Raw genomic sequence first — 22,652 nt, 5'->3', positions numbered from 1 at the left:
ATGCTTGGTCTGCTCTTTCATCGGTATTCAAAAGTGATTAAAACACAAAAGAGGCGCTAATGACGGATGCATAGGCCTCTTTTGAATATTATTTTTGCTTTTTAGTCTTCTGTTTGACGGGTGGGTAAACCTAATAATGCCCATTCGCCATACCCTTCTTCCAGGCGAATTGCTTTAAATCCCTTGCTGATTAACAAAGCAACGGCTTGATCTGCATAAACACAAAAGGGACCTCTACAGTAAACAACAAGGGTCTTTTTCTTTGTTAAGTTTTCCAGTGATTCTGCTAATCGACTGATTGGAATGGAAAGGGCATGCTCAATATGCCCCCGATGGAATTCTTCTTCCGGTCGTACGTCGAGCAATAGCACTTCTTCTCGTTCTAGCATTTCTGATAAGTTTTCAGCCTTGATCCCCTGTACAGTTGCGTTTACCTCTTGTCTGAAGTCGCCAATGGTCTTTTCTATTTCTGCATTAAACTCCATTCCAAGCGTTCGCAAGGACAGCCAAGTTTGGTATACGCTCTTACTGCTCAAGGTATACAAAACAAAATTTCCTTGTTTATTCACCTGAACTAGCGCGGCATTTTTTAAGTTTTGAAGATGCTGAGAGGTATTGGCCACAGATTGATCGATCGAAGTAGCTAGTTGTTCAACTGTAAAAGGCCCTTGGGCTAATAGATCAATGATCTCGAGTCGAACGGGGTTAGCCATAGCTTTAACTACTTTTGATAGTTCTGTATAAACGGTAGTCTTAAATGCTCTCTTATCCACAATTTACTTCTTTTACAAACGAATCACTTACTGAATACAACAAAGATACGTTATTTTGTTACGGTTTACCGTCAAGCGTACTCCTAATTCCACTTTGAAAAACTCGCCATATAGGGATCCGTAATACTACTTTTTCCGTTTTCGATATGACCAGCATATTGATACATAAAAGCCTTGTGATCTACCAAAGTAACTATAACATCATACCACCCTTTATAGTTGGCATAGTCCAATTCGATTAATTGTTCAGCCTGAGGGTCAACGGTTATTTTTTGGTTTGTTTTTTCGTACACTACGTCTTGTATAAAAAACGAAAGGGGTAGGTTTGTCTTGTTTTTCAAGACGAGTTGTATCATTTGATTGGTCAGCACCCTAAAGTCAATTTCTACTTGGGGATCCGCTATATGACCCTTAAAATTGCGATAGAAGCCATTAAAACTATGTACACTAAAGTTATACAGTCCGTCTTCTAGGGCTTGTTTGTTCCAAGCATAGGTAATTGGGTCGTTTTCATCTACACTAAAATTCCAATTTCTTCCATTTTCGCCTTGAAACTTTTGATGGGAATACACTTGAAGGGGAGCCAAATACGCTTTGTTTTTCAACTGATTAGCTTCGATTTCAAAATGCATTTCTACTTCTTTGGCCTTCACTCTTATATTGGCATTGATATTATAGGGCAATCCACAGGCTTTTTTCACCCCTCTTTCTTGTTTTGGAAAAGCTTTGAGGTCATTCCACACTTGTTGCTGTTGCAGCTCAACAGCGCTATATTGTGAGAAACCATGGGGTAGGTTTTTGTTTCGAGCAGATAAAATACGTTCTACATATTTATTGCGATCTACAAAGTCAATCTCCAATTTTTTCAAATCATTAGCTGGTTGAAACACAGAAGTCATATTACTACAGGTACCTCTTCTCCATAGAGATAAATTTTCTTCTATCACTTTTTTTCCTGTTTTTTTCTCTATGAAATACTCCAAGAACTGCAGGGTTGATGTTAAATCGCACACTTCAGAATTAACCCATCCCCCTCTGGTCCAAGGAGAAGCCACTACCATAGGCACGCGATATCCCAAGCCAATTGGGCTTGCCAAATTACTCTTGTTATCCCTTGCTTTGTCTTGTTCACGCGTCACCCATTCGTCTTGCGTATCTAAGTTTCCTGAGACTTTTCCTTGATTTTTATCTGTACTCAATGGTGGCACAAAAGGGGGTACATGGTCAAAATACCCATCATTTTCATCATATGTCAGAATAAAAATGGTTTTTTTCCACACGTCTGGATTTTTAGTCAAAATATCCAATACTTCAGATACATACCAAGCACCAAACCAAGGAGCTCCCGGATGATCTGAGAAATTACAAGGCGCAACCAACCAACTTACCATAGGCAATGCGTCTTGGTTGACGTCTTTTCTGAACTGATATAAAATATCTCCTTGTGGTACTTCAACTTTTTTTACTACTCCATTTTCCTGATATTCAATCTCTTCCAATTTGTGATAGGCGGGATCTGCTGTATTAGTAGTAAAGGCCTTGTTGTGAATATTTTGTTCAAAAGTACTCAACCTCCCAAAAGCATCTTCTCCATATTGTTCTAAGTATTGCTCTAGTTTCGCTTGCTCTTGGAGCAAGGTGTCAACAGTCGTACCTCCTTGTATTTCTTTTTGTATTTTATCTTGTAAACGCTTTAATTCCAATTGTTTGAAATGGATATGTGCTTTATGATAACGCACGTTATACTGTTTGTAGAATTCCAGGTTATTATCTGTAAAATTCGCCAACCACGCTTCCTCTATATCCGAAAACCCGACAGGCAGGCTTAATTCATTTTGGTATACTTTCCACGAGATATTATTTTCTTCCAATCGTTCTGGATAGGTTTTCCAGCTGACGTCTTGGTAGTTGATTTGGCCATTATTGACGTGAGCTACAGAATTGGGATCGCGAGGATTCTCGCGTATAGCGCCTGCCCAAAAGTAAGAACGATTAGCGCTTGTTCCAGTCAAAGAAGAGCAAAAATGCTGATCACAAACGGTAAAAGCATCGGCAAAGGCATAGTAAAAAGGGATGTCTTCCCTTGTAAAATACCCCATAGTTAGTGGCATGTGGGCGTATTCTTTATTTCCTGGTTTCTTGGCGAGTAACCATTGATCCATTTTCCCATCATTTCTCGCTTCCACCATATCCTTCCAACTGTGGGGTAAACTACCCATCCAGGTGATTTTGGTATTTTCAATATCCAAGCGAAACGGCCCGTAAATGGAGTGATCTTGGTCTTTTTGAAACCAGACAGGCAGTTGATTCGGCTGGCGAATAACACGGGGATCATTAAATCCACGCACCCCACTTAACGTTCCGTAACAATGATCAAAAGAGCGGTTTTCTTGCATCAAAAACACCACGTGCTCCGCATCGAGAAAGGTGGTTCCTGGGTTTGCTTCAATGCTCAATGCACGCTGTATAGAAGCGGGCATGGCATTTAAAACCGTCATCCCGCCCATAAAAAGGGATGACGTTTTAATAAAATCTCTTCTTGTCGTACTCATCTTTGCTTATTTTAACCACCAACTAATTCCTCTAATATTATCTGAACCACTAAACTGACGATCCAATGCTTTTTGTAAATTCTCTTGATTTCGACTGTATTCTGAACTCGGATACTGCCATCTTGTTGGAGCAGTAACCCCTTGTTGAAGTTTAAACTCAGGGTATCCGGTGCGCAAATAATCGTAGTAAATTGTCATCCCCGCTTGGTGAAACATTATTAAATACTTTTGAGTCAAAATTTGTTTCAATTGAGACGCTATATCCCCTCCTTTATAGCGCACAGCCTCTTGTTGTACATAGCCCTCGTATTGCTCAGCACCATAGTAGTGCGCCAACCCTTTTGCGTATTGGGCGTAGTATTCAAAATTTCCTTTAATCCCCTTGAGATAAAACTCCTCTGCATTGCCAGCAATCCAACCTCTTGCTGCGGCTTCTGCTAAAATAAATTGCAATTCCGAATAGCTCAAAATCACATTTGTTTCTGTTGTTGGATCTTGGTAGTACCTATTTCTAACCTTGGAGATGTTTTTGCTTTGTACTAATTTTTCATTTTCTGCATAAGGTACAATAGGATCCCCACCGTTATATCCATTAAAATCATCTTCAGCTAATCCGTTTTCTAGGGCTGTAGCAGTGCGTTGAGCAAAGGCAAACAACCTTGGATCTTTCAACTCCTTTAGTAAGTTGACAAACGTACTCGACATATACATACTAGATCCATACGAACTCGAGTTAAACTGAGGATAACGACTCCCCGCTTGATCAAAAAAGGTCAGCTGTCCATTATCTGCATTGTCCATCAATAATACCCCTTTTTGATAGATCTCATTAAAGCGCTGGGCGATATTTAGGGTCCCTACTTTTTGTTTTTTAGAAAGGGTTAAAAGGACTTTTAACTTATAGGATTCAATTAACTTTTCCCAACGATGCAAGTTTCCGTTGTAAATTATATCCCCTTGTAGGGTTGCATCCTTCTTGATTATTTGAGATGCCTGATCTAGCTCCTCTAAAATGCCAACAAATACAGCTTCTTGCTCATCGTACTTCGGAAATTGAATATCTCCTTCCCCTAGTAAGGCTTCAGAAAAGGGAATATCACCAAAGTTCATCGTCAATTCATAAAAGAAATGTGCCTTTAAGAAATGTCCAATTGCTAGGTATTCCTCTTTACCCGTTCGCGTTGCTTCATCCATCATTTTCTTGGTTTGCAGCAAATCATTATAGCGATTAAATCCCTTACTTCCCCATTTCAAATACTGATAGGTGCTTTCACCATCTGTTTGAATAATCATACGCGCTGCATATTCTTTATCAATATTCTGTAAGGAAAAAGCTGATTTTTCAATCTTAGTCAGCAGTAAATACGGATCCGTTTCTTTAATTTTATTTGGATCTTCATTCAATCGATCTAAATCATGGCATCCTACTACGGTTAAAGCCAAGGTAATTGCATATAGTGTTTTAAGGTATTTTTTCATGATCATGGGTATTAAAATTTAACTTGTAGGCCTAATCCTATCCAGCGCGTGGAAGGATCTTGGATATCGTTTTTCGATGCTGTATCGTAATCAGGATCGGAATATAATCCTTTTGACTTTTTCCACATCCACAGGTTATACCCTGTTAATGAAGCCGACAACTGACTGATTTTGGATGACTTAACCATCGGTGTAAAATCGTAAGACAAGCTCAGTGTTCTCAATTTGAAATAGGTACGATCGAATACGTTGGCAAATAATTTGCTTTCTTTTTCCGTTACTCTAGCGCGGTAGGGGTAGTTTTGCGCCCAACTTTGCCAGCTTACACTTCCCGTATGTGTTTTAAACACGCGGGTATCTGAAATAACATTCCCCTGTACATCGGTTACTAATTCACCTGAAACGAGATTCACCCCTTCAGGAACGAATACTGGATTTCCTGATTTGTATTCTTGATCTCTGTATTGAACCGATTCCGGGTGTTTACCGCCCCACCACATTTTTTCCACTACTTCAGAGCGCATTACACCGCCCCAAATACCGTCAATTCCAATGTTTAAGCCCCAATTTTTATACTTAAAACTGTTGTTCCATCCCAAGGTCCATTTAGGGTCTCTATGTCCTAGATAAGTTGCTTGTTTATTCGCCGTTGGCATTCCTGTTTTCTCATCTAAAATCACTTTCCCATCAGGTGATTTCATCCATTCTGTTCCATAGTAAGCATCCACTCTATCGTTGAGTCTCAAATCACCAAACTGGGCTGCTCCTTCGTGAATCTTAGTCAGACGTCGGGTTCGCGCACTCCAGTTAATTGCTGAATTCCATTGAAAATTGTCGTTCTTTACTACAGCTCCTGAAAGGGTAACCTCCCAACCATTTGTGGTGTATTCATTGCCGTTGACTTTCATATTATTAAACCCAGAAGCCTCTGAAACGGGATAATCGATAATAAAGTTTGAATCCAATACGCGGTAATAGGTCACGTCTAGGTTGAGGCGTTTTTTGTAAAATGCACTAGACAGTCCCACCTCAAAGGTTTTTGATTTTTCAGGAAGTAAGTATGGATTTAAAACCGCATTGGGATATTCAACCATTTGGTTCCCGTTAAACGACGGATTGACAGGCGAATAAGTTGATTGCAATTGATAAGGAGTTAAATCACTTGAAACATTAGCCCAAGATGTATAAACTTTCAAGTAGTCAATTTGATGGGGCATCTCGATCAAATTTGACACTACGACACTCAAAGAAGCAGAAGGGTAAAAATACGAACGTTGACTCTTAGCCAAAGCAGAAGACCAGTCGTTGCGACCTGCAAAACTTAAGAAAAACGCGTTATACAAATCAAATTCGATGGTTCCATAAACACTGTTTACTGCTTTTTTCTCAAGGTAATTTGTCGCCGTTACAGGTCCTTTTGAGTTTCCTAAGTTGTGTACCCCCGGCACGGTAAGTCCATCTGCTGCTGAATAGGCATTAGTCAAACGGTAATAACGAGAAGCAGCTCCAGCATTCACACTGATACCCAAGTTATCCGTAATGCTTTTGTTGTACATCGCCAAAAAATCGTAATCCACATCTAAGCGATCATTTTTATCTAAGCTATACCCTCCTTCTCTGGAAGCACTGTAGTTAAAATAGGATTTAGGACTTTGTAATTCGGTATTATTATTGGTAGAAATCATCGAAGCACGCCCTTGTAACACCAAGTCTTCGGAGACTTGATAGCTCAAGCTCAACTGTGCATTGGTTACATCTTTATTCCAAATTCGCTTAAAGTATTCTGAACCAAACCAAGGGTTGTTATACCAGGCATAATTGTAACTCGCCTGCTTATACCCTTCCATTCCTGGTGTCCATAAATTGTTTTTTAGATCGCGTCCATTGACATCATCTCCCATCCAAATTAAAATGGTATACATATGCCCACTTGGATTGTAGTCGTAGTTTGGAACATTAGGAGCGTGTACGCGACTATAAGACAACTTGGAATCCATGGTCAACTTATCTGTCAGCTTGGTGGTTGATTTAAAATTCAAACTTCCTCTGTACATGCTAGTGTTAGGCACGCGATCCTTGTTGTACGAAAAATCTCCACCCAAGCGGAACGATCCCTTTTCAGACTTATTTGTCACGGCAAAATTCGTACGTGAAATAATCCCGGTTTCCAAGAATTCTTTTAAGTTATCGTGGTATTCCCATGCAATAGGAACTCTTTCATAGCGCGACTTATCGTTGTATTGTGTTCCTTCTACGTTTCCGTACCACGGAATGACACTTCCCGTTGCTTTATCGCGAATCGGACTGTTCCACTGTGGAATTTTTACTCCTGCTTCAAATTTAGGCCCCCAAATCATATCTCCATCGCTAATTCCCCCATCTTTTCCGTCCCAGAATTCGTATTGCCCATTAGAACCACTTCCGTATTCATTTTGGGTTTTAGGAAATAACGTATAACCCGCACTAATCATCGTATTTTGAGAGACCTCAACCATAACTCCCTCTGTTTGCGCATTTTTTGTCGTAATCATAATCGCTCCATTACGCCCTAAGGATCCGTATAATACGGATGCACTAGTTCCTTTGAGCACGTTGATATTGGCGATATCTTCAGGAGATACATCGTAAAAATCAGTGGTAACAGGTATTCCGTCAATCACAATTAATGGATCTTTTCCCCTTAAAGAAAATTTAGGCGATTGCAACATCCCTGGTGGATTAGATACTTGAAGTCCTGCTACTTGACCACTCAACAAACTTCCCATATTAGGTGTGGCTACTTCTTGTACTTTTTTGACATCGATAGCTTGTGTGGCATAACCAATCTTCTTCTCCGCTTTTGTAATTCCTAAAGCGGTAATTACCACTTCGTCTAAAGACGCTTGCTCGGGTTGTAACACAAAAGTAAAGTCCGCTGTATTTTGCACCGCTTTCTCAGCGTTTTTGTACCCAATAAAAGAGACAATAATCCAGTCTTTCTCATCTACTGATAAGGTAAATTTTCCATTCAAATCGGTGGTTGTTCCACTTGTTGTTCCTTTAATCACAACAGAGGCCCCTGGCAACTCTAATCCCGCTTCATCTTGTACAACTCCTGTAATATTACGCTTTTGTTGCGCATAGGTCAGCGTAATACAAAACAAGAATACGGTATTCCAAAATAGTAATTGTTGTCTCATGATTCTTCTTTAATTTAGTTGAGACAAATATTGTATTTTAGACTTGCTAACGTATTACGCTAAAAATAAGAATCCTCAGATTTACTTTAACTTAGTATTAAGAATTAAAACAAAAAGAAACAATAAAATAACATCTTAGAACAACTCCCTCTATTTCAACTCAATATCTTATTTACACGAGGTGTTTTTCGCTATAATTCGTTCTGATTCGAGCAATTTTTCTTAGGTATACTGTTTTTTTTAGGATAAAAATTAACGATTAATTGGTCAAAATTCACCCGTATTTTCTCCCTTGCTCCCAATGCATTTTAGTAATTTTGCACAAAAATCACATCCAAAATGAACGTAGTCAAACAAGTTGCAGTCATCTTTGGCTGCCTTGCCTTTGGTGAATTAATCATTTACCTTACAGACATCAAGCTTCCTTCTAGTATTATCGGTCTTATTACTTTGTGGATCCTCTTGCAAACAAAAGCAGTAAAAGTGGAGGCAATTCGAGACATTTCAGGTTTTTTAATGCGTAACATGGGTATTTTTTTCGTTCCACCTTGTGTGGCCATGCTCAATTACTTCGACCTGCTTAGTGCGTCCTTTATTCCTCTTCTCGTTGCTACTCTAATCAGTACCATCCTCGTAGTATTCACAACGGGATTAACCCATCAATTAGTAAGAAAACGCAAAAAATGAGCTTTTTATCCAACCCTACGTTTCTCCTGTTTTTAGTAGTGGCCCTCTATGCTTTGGGACTCTCACTTACTGAAAAATACAAGTGGATTATTTTCAATCCCATTATTTTATCCACAGCCATATTAATCACTTACTTGGTTGTATTAGATATTCCTTATGCCAATTTTAGTCAGGCAGGACAATACATTGACTTTTTTCTAAAACCGTCAATTGTAGCCTTAGCGATTCCGTTATACCTCAACTGGCCTGTGATTAAAAAACAGCTAGTTCCCATTGTGTTGAGTCAACTTGCAGGATGTATCACGGGAATTGTATCTGTCATATTTTTGGCCTATTGGACAGGAGCCGAACGGGAGATTATCTATTCTTTGGTTCCTAAATCGGTCAGCACGCCTATTGCACTTGAGATTTCCAAAACCGTACACGGCATTCCGTCCATCACTGCGGCAGCGGTAATGATAGCGGGAATATTCGGCAGTATGATTGGCTTTCAGTTGCTCAGCATTACCCACATCAGCAACCCCATGTCACAGGGAATCGCACTGGGCACTTCCTCTCATGCCATGGGTACGATGAAAGCCATGGAAATTAGTAATAAATACGGGGCTTTTGCAAGTGTAGGGATGATTTTTAACGGGATTTTGACGGCCATCTTAGCTCCGCTTATTTTATCGTTCTTACTGCCTTTTTTGCAATAACTTGCTTTAGTTTTAAATTATTATTAAATTAAGACGGGAATCCAACTACGGTAATGCTTTTTGAGTAACTTTATAGAAAAAATTACTGCGATCTAAAAGATTGTGATCTAAAATCACTTCTATCGCACAAAACTGTAGATAGTATTCCGCTCAAACACACAAAATTGCAGAGTAAAAAAGAAAACTAAAACTAAGCCACTGAATATATGCTTCATAAAGCAAGAAAATACACGGACAACACCCATTTAGCAGACTCCTTAAAAATCACCCTCTCAGGTGTAATTCCCTTTTTAGTATTTATGCCAAGTCAACAATTTGACTGGGCGTTTGCTATGGCTGTTGGAGCGTTACTGACCGCACCCGTCGATATTCCCAGTAATCTAAAAGACAAAATTAACGGTATTCTCGTCGGTGCACTACTCGTTCCATTCGTTACTTTACTGTTGTCCTTGACCCAAAATCATTGGTTTTTTTATCCGGTATTCATCTTTATAATCTTTAGTTTGAGTATGATCTCCGTTTATGGACATCGTGCCAATATGCTATCTTTTAGTGGATTATTAGCAGCAAGCTTGGGATTAGCCCATAGCTATCAAGGGATAGATTTGTGGTTACACGGTTTGTTTTTACTCCTAGGTGGATTGCTTTATTTAGTGGTTTCCCTGAGCTTTTACTTTATTCGTCCTCGCCGTTATGGCGTATTACAAACTTCTGAATGTATGGACCTTACCGCCGAATACTTACAGTATCGCGCGCAATTGTGGACCAAAGAAGCGGATGCTGATAAAATCGTAGAAGAACAACTCAATATTCAAATTAAACTCAATGAAGTACACGAGAATTTACGAGAGTTTTTGGTGCTCAATAAAGCCAATACAGGCAACTCATCCAATAACCGCCGCTTACTCGTGGCCTTCTCTACGCTGGTAGAAATCTTAGAAATTGCCGTTTCTACTTCTTTTGATCACAAAAAATTACACGAATTACTCGAGGACGATCCGACCATTATACGCGATTATCAACAACTAGCAGAAGATTTTGCTACCACTATTAAAGAGATTAGCGACTCCCTCAACATGGGGTTAAACTATAAACCGAAATACGACTTTGACCGAAAATTATCGGCATTGCAAACCAAACTCAATGACTTTATCGCTACGAGTACTTCACCCAACAAAGTCGAAGCCGTCCTTCTATTTTCTAACGTTTTACACTATGCACAAAGCCAGATAGATAAAATACACATCTTAGAGCGCATCTTAACGGAAAAAGTTTTTAGCGATAACGTAGAAGATCGCTTTAAAGAATTGGAAAAATTCTTAACGCCTGTTCACTATCGTTGGGGAACATTAATTGAAAACTTGACGTTTAACTCCACCATATTTAGACATGCTACCCGCCTTACCCTGACGATTTTAGTTGGACTTATCATCAGTAATATCTTTAATCCGCTGAACGGATATTGGATTTTGTTGACCATTGTCGTGATCATGCGTCCTGGATATGGATTGACGAAAACCCGATCATTTGAGCGTGTAATCGGTACAGTTCTAGGAGGCTTAATTGCCTTTGGCTTGTTGTTTCTCATCCAGGACAACCACACCATTATCGCCTATCTGACGATCTTAACGATGATTCTCGGCTATTGGTTTTCCCATACCGATTACAAAGTAGGTGTAACTTTTATTACCATGTATGTGGTATTGATTTACGCTATACTTACGCCTAATTTTATGGACCTCTTGATTTACCGCGTAATTGATACTGTGATTGGTGCCCTCTTAGCCTTAAGCGCGAACTATCTCTTATGGCCTTCTTGGGAATTTTTAAATGTAAACGTTCACTTGTCGAAATCCATCAAAGCCAACCAAGATTACGTCAAGGAAATCAAAGAGATTTACAATCAAAAGAACGATCCAACCCTTGCTTATAAATTAGCGCGTAAATACGCTTTTATTGAAATTGGAAACTTAATGGCGTCTTTTCAACGCATGATTCAAGAACCGAAATCCAAACAGCGTTTGCGTTCGGAAATATATGAATTAGCGGTATTGAATCACACCTTCTTATCCACAGCGGCTTCTATTGGAGTGTATGTACAATCCCGTCATACGACCAAAGCATCAGAATCCTTTAATATGGTGATGAATTACATTGATAAAAACTTACAGCTAACCAATAATTTACTCAACAACACCCCTTCGGAAGAAGACCTCATCACTGCGGAAGACATCGAAAGTTTCCGTGTCAGTATGAGTTATTTGCAGAACATCAGAGAATACGAATTGAAAAAATCGTTTTCTGATGATGCGCAAATTAAAAATCTAATGGAAGAATCGACCATGGTTATCCAACAATTAACCTGGTTGGCCCATCTGTCCGAAAAAATCTTAAAGATCAGTAAAGTGATCCGAGATAAACGCGAGGAAATGCAACAGAAAAAAATAACATTAAATCCCACGGTATTATTCAAAAAAGGATAATTGCGCGGCGTGAATTTTCGACAACAAATTCTTTTTTATAGCTAAAAAAACGAGGAGGCTCTTTATTTATCAATTGATTTTAATGCGAAAAACCAATCAAAAACAGCGTAAAATCAGGAGTATTACTTCTATTTTTTTTAATAGTTAACAACTTTGTGGTCAGATGCGAAAAATTGTCTTTTTTTTCGTATTTTGCAGTAACTAATCAATTTTGACGATGATAAATCCAACTAGACTTTTCGATATACCTTATTTCCAACAAGAGAATTTTCCTTTGGAAGATGCATTGGTGACCAAAGTGAATGGTGTTTGGGAAAGAACATCATCCGCTGACTATCTACAAAAGGCCAACTGTTTATCACGAGCTCTTTTGCGATTAGGCGTGCAAACCAATGATAAAATCGCTGTTATCTCGAGTAACAATCAAACCAAATGGAACTTATTGGACATTGGTATTTTACAAATTGGAGCACAAAACGTTCCCATATACCCAACCATTTCAGCGGAAGATTATCAATTTATATTGAGTCACTCAGAAGCGAGTTATTGTGTGGTTTCCGATCAAGAAATCTACGATAAGCTGATGACTGTCATCGATCAATTGCCGTTGATAAAAGCGGTTTACTCCTTCGATAGCATAGCAGGCTGTAAACATTTGGATGAATTGTTTGCCCTAGGCGCAGATGAATCCAATCAGGAGATCGTAGAACAGCGCAAAGCCAATGTGACCCCTGATGATCTAGCAACCTTGATTTACACTTCGGGAACAACAGGAAAACCCAAAGGAGTTATGCTGTCACACAACAATATTTTATCTAATGTATTGGGCAGTAGTGAACGCGTACCATTCACAAGAGAACAACACTTTAAAGCACTGAGTTTCTTACCGCTATGTCACGTTTTTGAGCGTATGTTGATCTATTTGTATCAATATAGCGGTGTTCGCATTTACTATGCGGAATCTATTGATAAAATGGGGGATAACATGAAGGAAGTTAAGCCCAATGTAATGACGGTTGTGCCTCGTTTACTAGAAAAAGTATACGATAAAATCTTCGCGACTGGATCTGCTTTAACTGGTATTAAAAAGAGTATATTTTTCTGGGCACTTGAGCTTGGATTCAAATACGAACCATATAACCGCGGTGCTTTTTACAATTTCCAATTGGGTATTGCCCGCAAATTGGTCTTTAAAAAATGGCAAGAAGCCTTGGGCGGTGAAATGAAAATCATCGTTTCAGGAAGTGCGGCCTTACAACCAAGGCTATCACGTGTATTTAATGCAGCAGGGATTCCTGTAATGGAAGGCTATGGTTTAACTGAAACCTCTCCTGTAATTGCGGTAAACGACGCAAGAAACAGATCTATGAAGATTGGAACAGTGGGAAAACCTCTGAGCAATGTCGTAGTGAAAATTGCAGAAGACGGTGAAATTATCTGTAAAGGCCCCAATATTATGTTAGGCTATTACAAAGATGAAGAGCGCACCAAAGAAGAGCTAAAAGACGGTTATTTCCATACGGGAGACATCGGTACCATTGATGAAGAAGGCTTCTTAAAGATCACAGATCGCAAAAAAGAAATGTTCAAAACCTCTGGTGGTAAATACGTCGCTCCTCAACTCATTGAAAACACGCTGAAACAATCGCGCTTCATCGAACAAATTATGGTCATTGGCGAGGGTGAAAAAATGCCAGCGGCATTGATTCAACCCAATTTTGACTTCGTGAGAGAATGGGCCAAGCGCAAACATATCAATATTGGAACCACCAACGAAGAACTCATTCAAAACGAGCAAGTTCGCAAACGTATCGAAAAAGAAGTGGAATACGTCAACCGTAAATTTGGCAAATGGGAACAAGTGAAAAAATTTGAACTTACTCCTGATGTTTGGAGTATTGACAATGGTCAACTTACCCCTACTTTAAAACTGAAACGAAGAGTTATTTTAGAAATCTACAAAGATTTATACGAGAAGATTTATAGAGAATAAAAAAGGAAGCCAATCGGCTTCCTTTTGTTTTATTCCTTTTAGTATTTCTTACTCACAAAAGGGAATTTGTCTGTACGACCACTCCCAACCTTTTACTTTTCACTTCCTACTAAAGCGTTCTGATGGTGCTCAACGTGATAAATAGCATTATAAGCCATTTCTTTCAACGTGATTAAACCCAAGAGTGGGTGTGGAATTTGCAAGCTTTCGAAGTCGTTTGTATTCATTTGCACAAGGGCGTCATTTAGTTTGCCAATTAAAGCTATTAATTGCTGTTTTAATGCCTCTTTTGAGGGCATTTCTCCGGCAGGCGGTACAAACTGTTCCGGCGCCTTTCCTCCCGCCGCTAGTTGCTGCAAATAAATCGCTTTTAACTCCTCATAGGTTTTGTTGATTCGTTCTACTCGACCAAACTTTTCTTCAATCGTTTTTATCGGTTGCATATACACATAAACCAAAGGTTGTACACATAATACCAAGTGATGAAGATGTTGGGCTGCATTCCATTTTCCTGATGGGTGATAGAGATACTCCTCCGCTGTCATTTCACTCACGCGTTGAACAAAAGCTAAATATTTCAGTTCTATTTGTTTTTTTATTTCTTGTTGATTCATAGATTCTTTATTTTTTGTTGGTTTATCGATCTTGCTTACCTACCTCTTCTATACAGTGGTAGTAGCAACAAGTGAATACACCATAGGAATTTTATCGCCTAAATGTTCAATTCTATACTTGTTGGGCTCAAATTCTATCGTATGGGAAAAACACGCATAAGGCGAATAATCAAACTCTTGAAATTGTTTGATAGATAATCCATTTTGAAGTAAACTACTTACCACCTCACCTAGGCTGTGATTCCAACACACATAGGATTGGGTAATATCCGCTGTTTTATCCGCATAGGTTCCGCTTTGTGTTTCGACAATAGCTTCTCGATTAAAATAGTTATACCCAACTTTTTGAAAATCATCGTCAAACATCCAAACTACAGGGTGAAACTCAACAAAGATAAATTTCCCTCCAGGTTTTAAAAATGTTTGAATTACCTGTGCCCATTTATCCATATCAGGCAACCATCCAATCACTCCATAACTGCTATAAACCACATCAAATTTTTCATTTAAATGGTTGGGCAAATCATAGACATCACAACATATAAATTGGGCCGATGACCCAGTTTCTTCTGCTAGTTGTTTTGCATTTCTAATGGCTTCATCCGATAGATCAACACCTGTTACTTCAGCACCAAGTCGACTTAAAGATATAGTATCTTGCCCAAAGTGACATTGTAAATGCAAAATCTTTTGCCCTTTACAATCGCCTAATAAATTGAGTTCAATCTCATTTAAAGAGCTCTTTCCTTTCTTGAATCCTTCTACATCATAAAATTCTGATTCTATATGGGCCTGCGTACGGTTATTCCATGAATTACGATTAATCTCTATATAGTTGAATTCTGGTTTCATCTTTTTGCTTTTTGTTTGTTATTCGTTGTTATTTGCTCGTTGCGCGGTTTGTTCGATACTTTTTGTTCTTTCTTCTTATCAAGCGATCAACCGTTAAACAAACCAACCTTTTCTCCCTTTGTACAAGCGATAAGAACCAGGACCAATCATAGCAATAGCTAAGGCTCCTACAAGATAGAGCAAATTCAATTCCGCACCTACCCCTCCAGTGGCAGGACTTAAAGCAAAAGACCCGCCCCCTTTAACGAGCACCAAAGACATCACCATCGTAAAGGCGATTAACACCCCTGACAAGCGCGTAAAAGCACCGACGATCAATAAAATGGGGGCAACAATTTCCCCGATAGGAACACCTAGCCAGAGCCAAGTTGGTAACCCTTTGGCCGCCAATTGATCTATAATCATATCGTGTCCGTGGATAATTTTGTGGATGCCGTGAAAAATCATCAATCCACCCACACCTAATCGTAAAATAAATTTTCCTAAATCTTGCATATTTTTTTTCTAAGGGTTAACTTGTTTTTAAGGGTCTAATTTCAATCTTACTTGGCAAAGTACGCGGATTCATTTTCAACAAATCCACTACTAACGCTCCAATATCTTCTGGTTGAATTTTCCAAGCATCTTTTTCGCTGGGTTCATGGTTATTAAAATGACTGCTAACTGAACCTGGTAAAATGGTCGTTACTTTAACGTCATGAGCACGTAAATCAAGCATAGCGGCTTGGGTAAAACCTACAACACCAAACTTACTGGCATTGTACCCACTTCCTGTTGCAAAGAAGTTAATCCCTGCTAAACTCGCTACACTGATATAGTATCCTTTGTTTTGTTTTAACTGAGCAACACTCGCTTTTAACGTATGAAATACCCCCGTCAGGTTGGTGTCAATCATCGTATTCCAATCTTCAATTGACAATTCCTCAATCGAGGCAAAAATACCTACACCTGCATTGGCAATAACTACATCCAAGCGACCAAATTTGGCAACAATCTTTGCTACCGCTTCTACTTCATCTTGGTATTGTGTTACATCAGAAGCAAGGGCTAACACTTGCTCTGTTGTGCCTATTTCGCGAGCAACTCGTTCTACTTCTTCCAATTGACGCCCTGATATAGCTACCTTATAACCTGTTGCAACCAAAGCTTCTGCTATTCCTCTTCCTATTCCTTTAGTTCCACCTGTAATGTATACTACTTTTTCTTTACTTGCTGTCATTTTGATTTTTAACTTTTATTTTTACTAAAATAAAGAATAAAAAGCACTTTTACACACTACTAGTTTACTAAATAAGATCAAACACACAATAGCCTTGCACAGGTAAACGTTATTTAGGTGATGTGCATTGTATTAACTAAATTTAAGCTACAATTAATTTTTTCACTTTTATTTAAGGGTATGAGCCCTAACAATTATGTATCTTAGTCTATACGTTTTACTAGCGTTCATTCACTTCATTTAAACGCATTTTTAAATTCAATCAATAAAAAATCAAACATATGGCTGTTAAAATAAAAGGTTCAGGTAGTTACATTCCTACCGAGGTTGTGACCAATAACGATTTTCATCAGTTTGACTTCCGCGATGAAAACGGGCAACCTTTAAAAGATTCGACCGAGAGAGTGGCAAAAAAGTTGGAGCAAATCACGGGCATTCAGGAAAGACGCTATATCACGGCTAACTTAACAACCACAGATATTGGTACGATTGCTGCTCAACGCGCCATTGACAATGCAAAAATTGATCCTGAAAAACTAGACTACATCATTTTCGCACACAATTTTGGCGATATGAAACACGGCACAGACCAATCGGATATTGTACCAAGTTTAGCGTCCCGTGTAAAACACAACCTCAAGATCAAAAATCCGAACTGTGTTGCATATGATGTATTATTCGGATGTCCGGGTTGGTTACAAGGTGTTATTCAGGCCTATGCGTTTATGTCCTTGGGCATTGCTAAATATTGCTTGGTTATTGGTGCAGAAACCCTTTCTCGCGTAATTGACTTACACGATCGCGATTCGATGATATACGCCGATGGCGCAGGAGCCACTGTGTTAGAAGTAACAGACGAAGCGGGAGGCATTATCGCCACCAAAAGCTGTAGTTTTACTGCAGACGAAGCCTACTATATTCACTTTGGAGAATCCTATAAAAAAGACCCCAAACAAGATACGCGTTACATTAAAATGCACGGCCGAAAAATCTATGAATTTGCTCTAACCGAAGTTCCGCAAGCCATGAAAGCCTGTTTGGACGATAGCGGCATTAAAATCGATCAAATCAAAAAGATTATTATCCATCAAGCCAATGAGAAAATGGATGAAGCCATCGTGAAGCGCTTTTATGAATTATATGACACAACCATGCCTGAACACGTGATGCCCATGAATATCCAAAAACTCGGAAATAGCAGTGTTGCTACCCTACCCACGCTATACGATATGATAATCAACAAACAACTCGATAACCACAGCTTTGAAAAAGGAGATTATCTCTTGTTTGCATCTGTTGGGGCAGGTATGAATATTAACGCATTTGTCTACCAAGTATAGAACAATTCTAATGGCAATTTGCTCTTTTTTACAATGGATCTACCTCTAAATGAGCGAATTGCCTTATATACTTCTCCTCTCCTTTCTGAATAGTTGAGTTATTCACCCTTATTCTTGTACTATTCACCCATTTTACTCCTTTTACTTCTAAAAATAAAACTTCACAAACTGCCTTTATTTTAACTTTATTTTATTTGTTATTGCAAATAGAAACATCATTAATTATATTATTAATAAAATATAAACACATATGATATTATATTATAATTAAATACCTAATTAAAATAAATATCTTATACTAAAAAGTAATAATATATTTTACTTTACTCTTTTTATTATAGCTATGTTTGCACCGTAATAATTACACGTACGTACGTAAGTATCAATTTAATAACAAATTAAAAGCTATGAAAAAGAAAATTTTACTATTCGCTTTATTAGGTGGTTTTATGTTGAGTACAACCGCTTGTAGTAGTGATGACAGTAACAGTGGAACTGAACAAGTTGAAGTACCTAACACGCTAAAAGACGACTACTTCAATATTGAAGGCGCTACTTTTAACGCGGGCAGCATCGAATCGGGAACTGCAGAAGCAATTGCAGAAATCAATGTCAACAATTTCATCATTAACGGTGGAAAGGCGATCATGACAGTGAGCAGTACAGCTCAATTACAGTCGATTCACATTGGTTTAAAAGGACATGATGGCTATTATGATGTAAAAACATCAAATGAAAATCTGACGCGAAATGGACTTTACAGTTATGAGGTAATTCTAGATTTTTCTCAGGATCTGATTTTAGACATTGTAGGATTAGAGCTAGTAGGGTATATCACAGATGGTACACGCACTATTTTATACTATAGAGAGCTTCAAGTGATTCCTGCAGGTACAGGAGAATTGCAAATTTCACTTTCTTGGGATAGAGAAGATGACGTGGATTTACACTTAGTGAAAAGAAATGTGGATCGCATCTACTACGGAAGTAGACAACTACACAACGCAGACGGTGAAAAAATTGCGGAATTGGATATTGATTCAAACCCAGCATGTCGCATTGATGGAATTAAGAATGAAAACATTTATTTCGATCGTTTAGAAGACGGTGTATACTCTATCTATGTGGATCTTTACCGCAAATGTGAGGTTAGTGGTTCGGTGGGAAGTAAATACATCGTTAATGTGATGTACAATGGAACGAGTATTCGCTTATCGGATCACATGATTGGCAAATTTGACGATACAGATACAGGAAGTGGAAATACCGAAAGTCGTCACGTGTTGATTGGTTCATTCTCTGTGGTAAATGGTAGTTTCTCTTCAGTTGTGGAAGAAGAAGCTACAACGAGAACTTTAGATACTTTTGGATTATCTAAAAAAATGATTTACACAAAATAAAGTGACACCCCAATAGCTTACTATCTTATTCCTTTAGTAGGTTGATTGGTTTTATTTGAAATAATTTGTCTTTAATTTTTCAATAAATTACCTGAAACGCCAGTAAAAAACACTCTTTTTTACTGGCGTTTTCTTTGTTGACTCCTCTTTCAAATTCAAGGGATATTTCTGTGAATATATTCGAGAAACACCGTGTACAAACTAAACTATTTTGAGTATTTTTGTCTAAACTCATAAAAAGCGACTGAGGTGGATTTTATTAGAATTACGGAGCAACCTTCTTCCTATGATGATTTGGAAAAGATGTCTGTTCAAGAGATTTTGACTAATATCAATACAGAAGATCAAAGCGTGCCTTTGGCAGTTGAAAAAGCGATTCCGCAAATAGAAGCAGTAGTTGAACGAATCGTTGAACAGCTACAAAAAGGCGGGCGTTTGTTTTATATGGGTGCGGGGACTTCTGGTCGATTGGGTATTTTAGACGCTTCGGAGTGCCCTCCTACTTATGGTGTATCTCCGGACTTGGTGATTGGCTTAATCGCAGGAGGAGATCAAGCGATTCGCAAAGCTGTAGAAAATGCAGAAGACAACGCAAACCAAGGTTGGTTGGATCTTCAAGCGCACCAAATCCAGCCCAACGACTTCGTCATCGGAATTGCTGCTTCAGGTACTACGCCATACGTGATTCACGCCTTGCAAGCATGTCAAACGCATCAAATCCCAACCGCCTGTATCACGTGTAACCCCAACAGTCCAGTAAGTCAAGTTGCCCTACTACCTATCGAGGTTGTGGTGGGACCTGAATTTGTTACGGGTAGCTCCCGCATGAAAGCAGGAACAGCACAAAAACTAGTGCTCAACATGATTTCTACCACAGTGATGATTCAATTGGGACGCGTAAAAGGCAATCGCATGGTCGACATGCAAATGACCAATGCCAAACTTGTACAACGCGGTATTAAAATGCTGCAACAAGAACTACAAGTGAGTGAAGAGAAAGCCTCTCAACTCTTACATCAGTATAAAAGCGTGCGTGCAGCACTCGAAAACTACAAATTATAAACATTATGCAAGCAGAAGGAGTAAATCGAAAAGTACTACAAAAAGGAGTTAAATACCTTGCTATTACACTGCCTTTATTGTTTCTTGGTCCAATTGTTATTCACAGTTCGTTGAAAAATCAGGGACATCCATTCTTTATTCCAATCTTTGGATTGGGATGCATCATGTGTTTGTCTGCTATGCTTTTACTATTTAAAGGCATTAACACCATTATGAAATCATTATTTGGGAAATAATTATCTATGAAAACTAAACTATTCTATCTTTTACCTTGTTTTGCTTTATTTGCATCTTGCTATCAACAAGAGCGAAATTGCGCCAATTTCCGCACTGGTAAATTTGAATTTGTCACGGAAATCGACGGTGTTGAAAAACGATCTACTTTTATTCGCACAGAAGAATACGAAATTGAAGAATTCGAAGGGAAAGTAGATACATCAAGCATCCGTTGGGTCAATGATTGTGAGTTTGTCTTACAAAAAAAACACCCTAAGAATATGGCTGAGAAAAAAGCGGTAAGTATTAAAATCGTCACGACTGATGGTGATACTTGTGTTTTTGAATATGGCTTAGTAGGAGACGCGAGAAGAGAACGCGGTAACCTTAAAAAAATTGGCGAATTATAATTGTTACTCCATATGGAAATTTTTTTAACAGCAGATGCCATTGTAGCGTTTATTACGCTAACATTTTTAGAGATTGTCTTAGGGATAGACAACGTTATTTTCATTTCGATTGTAACAGGTAAACTCCCAGAAGAAAAAAGAAAAAAAGCAACCAAAATAGGGTTGTTTTTAGCCATGTTTATGCGAATAGGTTTGTTATTTGCCATTACTTGGCTAATCAAAATGAAAGCCACCTTATTTGAAGTAGATTGGGGTTGGTTTAGCGCCCATTTCAATGGACAAGCCCTCATACTTCTGGCTGGAGGTATCTTTTTGATTTACAAATCAACCAAGGAGATCCACGAAAAAGTGGCACATGTTCAAGTAGCAGAAGACGTTAGCTCTACACCCAATGCCAAGCAAATTGCAACCAAATCATTCGGAAATATCCTAGTTCAAATCCTATTGATCGATTTGATTTTCTCTGTGGATAGTATTCTTACTGCAGTAGGAATGACCAACGGAATTGAAGGTGCTTTGTACATCATGATTGCTGCCGTTATTGTTTCTGTCGCTGTAATGATGATTTTCGCTGTACCTGTAGGAACCTTTGTCAACAACAATCCATCAATTCAAATCTTGGCTTTGTCCTTCTTAATTCTAATTGGATTTATGCTTACAACTGAAAGTATGCACTTGTCAGACGCAAAATTAGCTGGACAAGATATTGGTGCTGTTCCAAAAGGATATCTGTATTTCGCCATCGCTTTTTCTTTAGTGGTCGAGTTTATCAATATGCGTATTAGAAAGAAAAAATAACAACATGGTTATCGGAAACCGAAAGGTAGTGCTGGTTCGTCCAACACTAAAACCAATATAAAATCAGTGAGATAAATGGAAAACCCGTTTACCGTTTACGGGACATATATCAAATAAAAAAGGATCAATCTAGTAAAAGATTGATCCTTTTTTATTTATCGTGTATTATTACTCTTCTCCCTTCTCTGCTCTCCCATCTCCAAAATAGCGTTCGGTAACAAAGTCTATATCCTTAATCGTTTTTCTGGCCCAATCAATGCGTTTAGCAAGTAATTCTTCTTCAGACAGCTGCCAATTGACTTCGGATTCTCTCAAGCGAGTCGTTAAGCTTTGGATGATGATTGCCGCAGAAACAGAAATATTCAAACTTTCGGTGAATCCCACCATGGGAATAGTAATAAAATCATCGGCTTGTTCGATAATTTCTGGTGACAATCCCGATTTTTCTGTTCCAAAAAAGATAGCAACAGGTTCTGATAAATCAAATTTATCCAAACTTTGTGCAGTTCCATGCGGCGTTGTTGCGACCACTTTATACCCTTTAGCTTTAATGGCATCAATACAGCCTTGCACCGAATTATAGCGGTGAATATCCACCCATTTTTCTGCTCCTAGGGCAATTTGCTTATCGATTCGCTTGCCAAACTTTTGTTCAATGACATGGAGTCCCTGTACTCCAAAAACCTCACAACTACGCATCACTGCACTGGTATTGTGCAATTGATAGACATCTTCTGCTACTACTGTAATGTGATCCGTTCGATTGGCTAAAACGTTTTTGAAGCGTTCTACACGATTCTCAGTCAAAAAAGTTTCTAAATAAGCTAAGTATTCCTTGTCTTGAAATAGCTTGTTTGAAATATTCATTATATCTTTAGTTTTATTCAAAAAGGCAAA

The 22,652-nt window shown here is 38.5% G+C and carries 19 protein-coding genes; 10 read left to right on the top strand and 9 right to left on the bottom strand.

The window, feature by feature from the left end; all coding sequences use genetic code 11:
• Positions 1–101: 101 nt before the first annotated feature.
• The 4 genes from HX062_RS03560 to HX062_RS03545 all read right to left on the bottom strand — a co-directional run bounded on the left by HX062_RS03560 (position 102) and on the right by HX062_RS03545 (position 7,983).
• Entirely contained in the window at positions 102–773 is a 672-nt protein-coding gene (locus tag HX062_RS03560) for an ArsR/SmtB family transcription factor (protein WP_286466431.1), read from the bottom strand.
• An 83-nt stretch (positions 774–856) separates the two neighbouring features.
• On the bottom strand, positions 857–3,325 hold the full coding sequence (locus HX062_RS03555; RefSeq protein WP_286466430.1) for a phosphocholine-specific phospholipase C: 2,469 nt from the start codon (positions 3,323–3,325) through the stop codon (positions 857–859).
• A 6-nt stretch (positions 3,326–3,331) separates the two neighbouring features.
• A complete protein-coding gene (locus HX062_RS03550) occupies positions 3,332–4,804 on the bottom strand; it encodes a SusD/RagB family nutrient-binding outer membrane lipoprotein (RefSeq protein WP_286466429.1) in 1,473 nt (490 codons plus the stop codon).
• An 11-nt stretch (positions 4,805–4,815) separates the two neighbouring features.
• Complete coding sequence (locus HX062_RS03545) at positions 4,816–7,983, bottom strand: SusC/RagA family TonB-linked outer membrane protein (protein WP_286466427.1); 3,168 nt, start codon at positions 7,981–7,983, stop codon at positions 4,816–4,818.
• 339 nt (positions 7,984–8,322) lie between these two features.
• Here HX062_RS03545 and HX062_RS03540 point away from each other — a divergent pair, with 339 nt between their 5' ends.
• The 4 genes from HX062_RS03540 (at position 8,323) to HX062_RS03525 (ending at position 13,844) form a co-directional block, all read left to right on the top strand.
• Entirely contained in the window at positions 8,323–8,670 is a 348-nt protein-coding gene (locus HX062_RS03540; protein WP_182626154.1) for a CidA/LrgA family protein, read from the top strand.
• Positions 8,667–9,368 carry an LrgB family protein gene (locus tag HX062_RS03535; RefSeq protein ID WP_182626155.1) on the top strand — a complete coding sequence of 234 codons (702 nt, stop codon included), beginning with the start codon at positions 8,667–8,669 and terminating at the stop codon, positions 9,366–9,368. The genes HX062_RS03540 and HX062_RS03535 overlap by 4 nt, the downstream gene beginning before the upstream one ends.
• 206 nt (positions 9,369–9,574) lie before the next feature.
• Complete coding sequence (locus tag HX062_RS03530; RefSeq protein WP_286466424.1) at positions 9,575–11,851, top strand: FUSC family protein; 2,277 nt, start codon at positions 9,575–9,577, stop codon at positions 11,849–11,851.
• Between the two features lie 217 nt (positions 11,852–12,068).
• Positions 12,069–13,844, top strand: a complete 1,776-nt coding sequence (locus tag HX062_RS03525) for an AMP-dependent synthetase/ligase (RefSeq protein WP_286466423.1) — start codon at positions 12,069–12,071, stop codon at positions 13,842–13,844.
• Between the two features lie 92 nt (positions 13,845–13,936).
• On the opposite strand, the gene HX062_RS03520 is transcribed toward HX062_RS03525, so the two are convergent.
• The 4 genes from HX062_RS03520 to HX062_RS03505 all read right to left on the bottom strand — a co-directional run bounded on the left by HX062_RS03520 (position 13,937) and on the right by HX062_RS03505 (position 16,529).
• Positions 13,937–14,458 carry a DinB family protein gene (locus HX062_RS03520; RefSeq protein WP_286466422.1) on the bottom strand — a complete coding sequence of 174 codons (522 nt, stop codon included), beginning with the start codon at positions 14,456–14,458 and terminating at the stop codon, positions 13,937–13,939.
• A 48-nt stretch (positions 14,459–14,506) separates the two neighbouring features.
• A complete protein-coding gene (locus HX062_RS03515) occupies positions 14,507–15,310 on the bottom strand; it encodes a class I SAM-dependent methyltransferase (protein ID WP_286466421.1) in 804 nt (267 codons plus the stop codon).
• A 93-nt stretch (positions 15,311–15,403) separates the two neighbouring features.
• Positions 15,404–15,805, bottom strand: a complete 402-nt coding sequence (locus tag HX062_RS03510) for a DoxX family protein (RefSeq protein WP_286466419.1) — start codon at positions 15,803–15,805, stop codon at positions 15,404–15,406.
• Positions 15,806–15,821: 16 nt separating this feature from the next.
• Positions 15,822–16,529 carry an SDR family oxidoreductase gene (locus HX062_RS03505; RefSeq protein ID WP_182626162.1) on the bottom strand — a complete coding sequence of 236 codons (708 nt, stop codon included), beginning with the start codon at positions 16,527–16,529 and terminating at the stop codon, positions 15,822–15,824.
• 281 nt (positions 16,530–16,810) lie between these two features.
• On the opposite strand from HX062_RS03505, the gene HX062_RS03500 reads away from it, so the two are divergent.
• The 6 genes from HX062_RS03500 (at position 16,811) to HX062_RS03475 (ending at position 21,755) form a co-directional block, all read left to right on the top strand.
• Entirely contained in the window at positions 16,811–17,869 is a 1,059-nt protein-coding gene (locus tag HX062_RS03500) for a 3-oxoacyl-ACP synthase III family protein (RefSeq protein WP_182626163.1), read from the top strand.
• A 407-nt stretch (positions 17,870–18,276) separates the two neighbouring features.
• Complete coding sequence (locus HX062_RS03495) at positions 18,277–19,269, top strand: DUF2135 domain-containing protein (protein WP_286466418.1); 993 nt, start codon at positions 18,277–18,279, stop codon at positions 19,267–19,269.
• Between the two features lie 249 nt (positions 19,270–19,518).
• Positions 19,519–20,331, top strand: coding sequence for an N-acetylmuramic acid 6-phosphate etherase (gene murQ / locus HX062_RS03490; RefSeq protein WP_182626165.1), 813 nt, complete (start codon positions 19,519–19,521; stop codon positions 20,329–20,331).
• 5 nt (positions 20,332–20,336) lie between these two features.
• Positions 20,337–20,567 carry a DUF6095 family protein gene (locus tag HX062_RS03485; RefSeq protein WP_182626166.1) on the top strand — a complete coding sequence of 77 codons (231 nt, stop codon included), beginning with the start codon at positions 20,337–20,339 and terminating at the stop codon, positions 20,565–20,567.
• Between the two features lie 6 nt (positions 20,568–20,573).
• Positions 20,574–20,957, top strand: a complete 384-nt coding sequence (locus HX062_RS03480) for a DNA topoisomerase IV (protein ID WP_182626167.1) — start codon at positions 20,574–20,576, stop codon at positions 20,955–20,957.
• Between the two features lie 12 nt (positions 20,958–20,969).
• Positions 20,970–21,755 (top strand): TerC family protein, encoded by a 786-nt coding sequence (locus HX062_RS03475; protein ID WP_182626168.1) that lies wholly within the window; start codon positions 20,970–20,972, stop codon positions 21,753–21,755.
• Between the two features lie 168 nt (positions 21,756–21,923).
• On the opposite strand, the gene HX062_RS03470 is transcribed toward HX062_RS03475, so the two are convergent.
• Positions 21,924–22,622 (bottom strand): TrmH family RNA methyltransferase, encoded by a 699-nt coding sequence (locus HX062_RS03470; RefSeq protein WP_182626169.1) that lies wholly within the window; start codon positions 22,620–22,622, stop codon positions 21,924–21,926.
• Between the last annotated feature and the right edge of the window lie 30 nt (positions 22,623–22,652).

It is taken from the genome of Myroides sp. DF42-4-2 (assembly GCF_030326445.1).
GTDB lineage: Bacteria > Bacteroidota > Bacteroidia > Flavobacteriales > Flavobacteriaceae > Flavobacterium.
This window is presented reverse-complemented; position numbering and strand designations above follow the sequence as displayed.

What these genes read in the sequence shown, in the direction of transcription:
- HX062_RS03475 (WP_182626168.1), top strand. Translation starts at nt 20,970, where the DNA reads ATGGAAATTTTTTTAACAGCAGATGCCATTGTAGCGTTTATTACGCTA.
- HX062_RS03470 (WP_182626169.1), bottom strand. Translation starts at nt 22,622, where the DNA reads ATGAATATTTCAAACAAGCTATTTCAAGACAAGGAATACTTAGCTTAT.
- HX062_RS03545 (WP_286466427.1), bottom strand. Translation starts at nt 7,983, where the DNA reads ATGAGACAACAATTACTATTTTGGAATACCGTATTCTTGTTTTGTATT.
- HX062_RS03540 (WP_182626154.1), top strand. Translation starts at nt 8,323, where the DNA reads ATGAACGTAGTCAAACAAGTTGCAGTCATCTTTGGCTGCCTTGCCTTT.
- HX062_RS03535 (WP_182626155.1), top strand. Translation starts at nt 8,667, where the DNA reads ATGAGCTTTTTATCCAACCCTACGTTTCTCCTGTTTTTAGTAGTGGCC.
- HX062_RS03495 (WP_286466418.1), top strand. Translation starts at nt 18,277, where the DNA reads ATGAAAAAGAAAATTTTACTATTCGCTTTATTAGGTGGTTTTATGTTG.
- HX062_RS03505 (WP_182626162.1), bottom strand. Translation starts at nt 16,529, where the DNA reads ATGACAGCAAGTAAAGAAAAAGTAGTATACATTACAGGTGGAACTAAA.
- HX062_RS03515 (WP_286466421.1), bottom strand. Translation starts at nt 15,310, where the DNA reads ATGAAACCAGAATTCAACTATATAGAGATTAATCGTAATTCATGGAAT.
- HX062_RS03550 (WP_286466429.1), bottom strand. Translation starts at nt 4,804, where the DNA reads ATGAAAAAATACCTTAAAACACTATATGCAATTACCTTGGCTTTAACC.
- HX062_RS03555 (WP_286466430.1), bottom strand. Translation starts at nt 3,325, where the DNA reads ATGAGTACGACAAGAAGAGATTTTATTAAAACGTCATCCCTTTTTATG.
- HX062_RS03510 (WP_286466419.1), bottom strand. Translation starts at nt 15,805, where the DNA reads ATGCAAGATTTAGGAAAATTTATTTTACGATTAGGTGTGGGTGGATTG.
- HX062_RS03480 (WP_182626167.1), top strand. Translation starts at nt 20,574, where the DNA reads ATGAAAACTAAACTATTCTATCTTTTACCTTGTTTTGCTTTATTTGCA.
- HX062_RS03520 (WP_286466422.1), bottom strand. Translation starts at nt 14,458, where the DNA reads ATGAATCAACAAGAAATAAAAAAACAAATAGAACTGAAATATTTAGCT.
- HX062_RS03530 (WP_286466424.1), top strand. Translation starts at nt 9,575, where the DNA reads ATGCTTCATAAAGCAAGAAAATACACGGACAACACCCATTTAGCAGAC.
- HX062_RS03525 (WP_286466423.1), top strand. Translation starts at nt 12,069, where the DNA reads ATGATAAATCCAACTAGACTTTTCGATATACCTTATTTCCAACAAGAG.
- HX062_RS03500 (WP_182626163.1), top strand. Translation starts at nt 16,811, where the DNA reads ATGGCTGTTAAAATAAAAGGTTCAGGTAGTTACATTCCTACCGAGGTT.
- HX062_RS03485 (WP_182626166.1), top strand. Translation starts at nt 20,337, where the DNA reads ATGCAAGCAGAAGGAGTAAATCGAAAAGTACTACAAAAAGGAGTTAAA.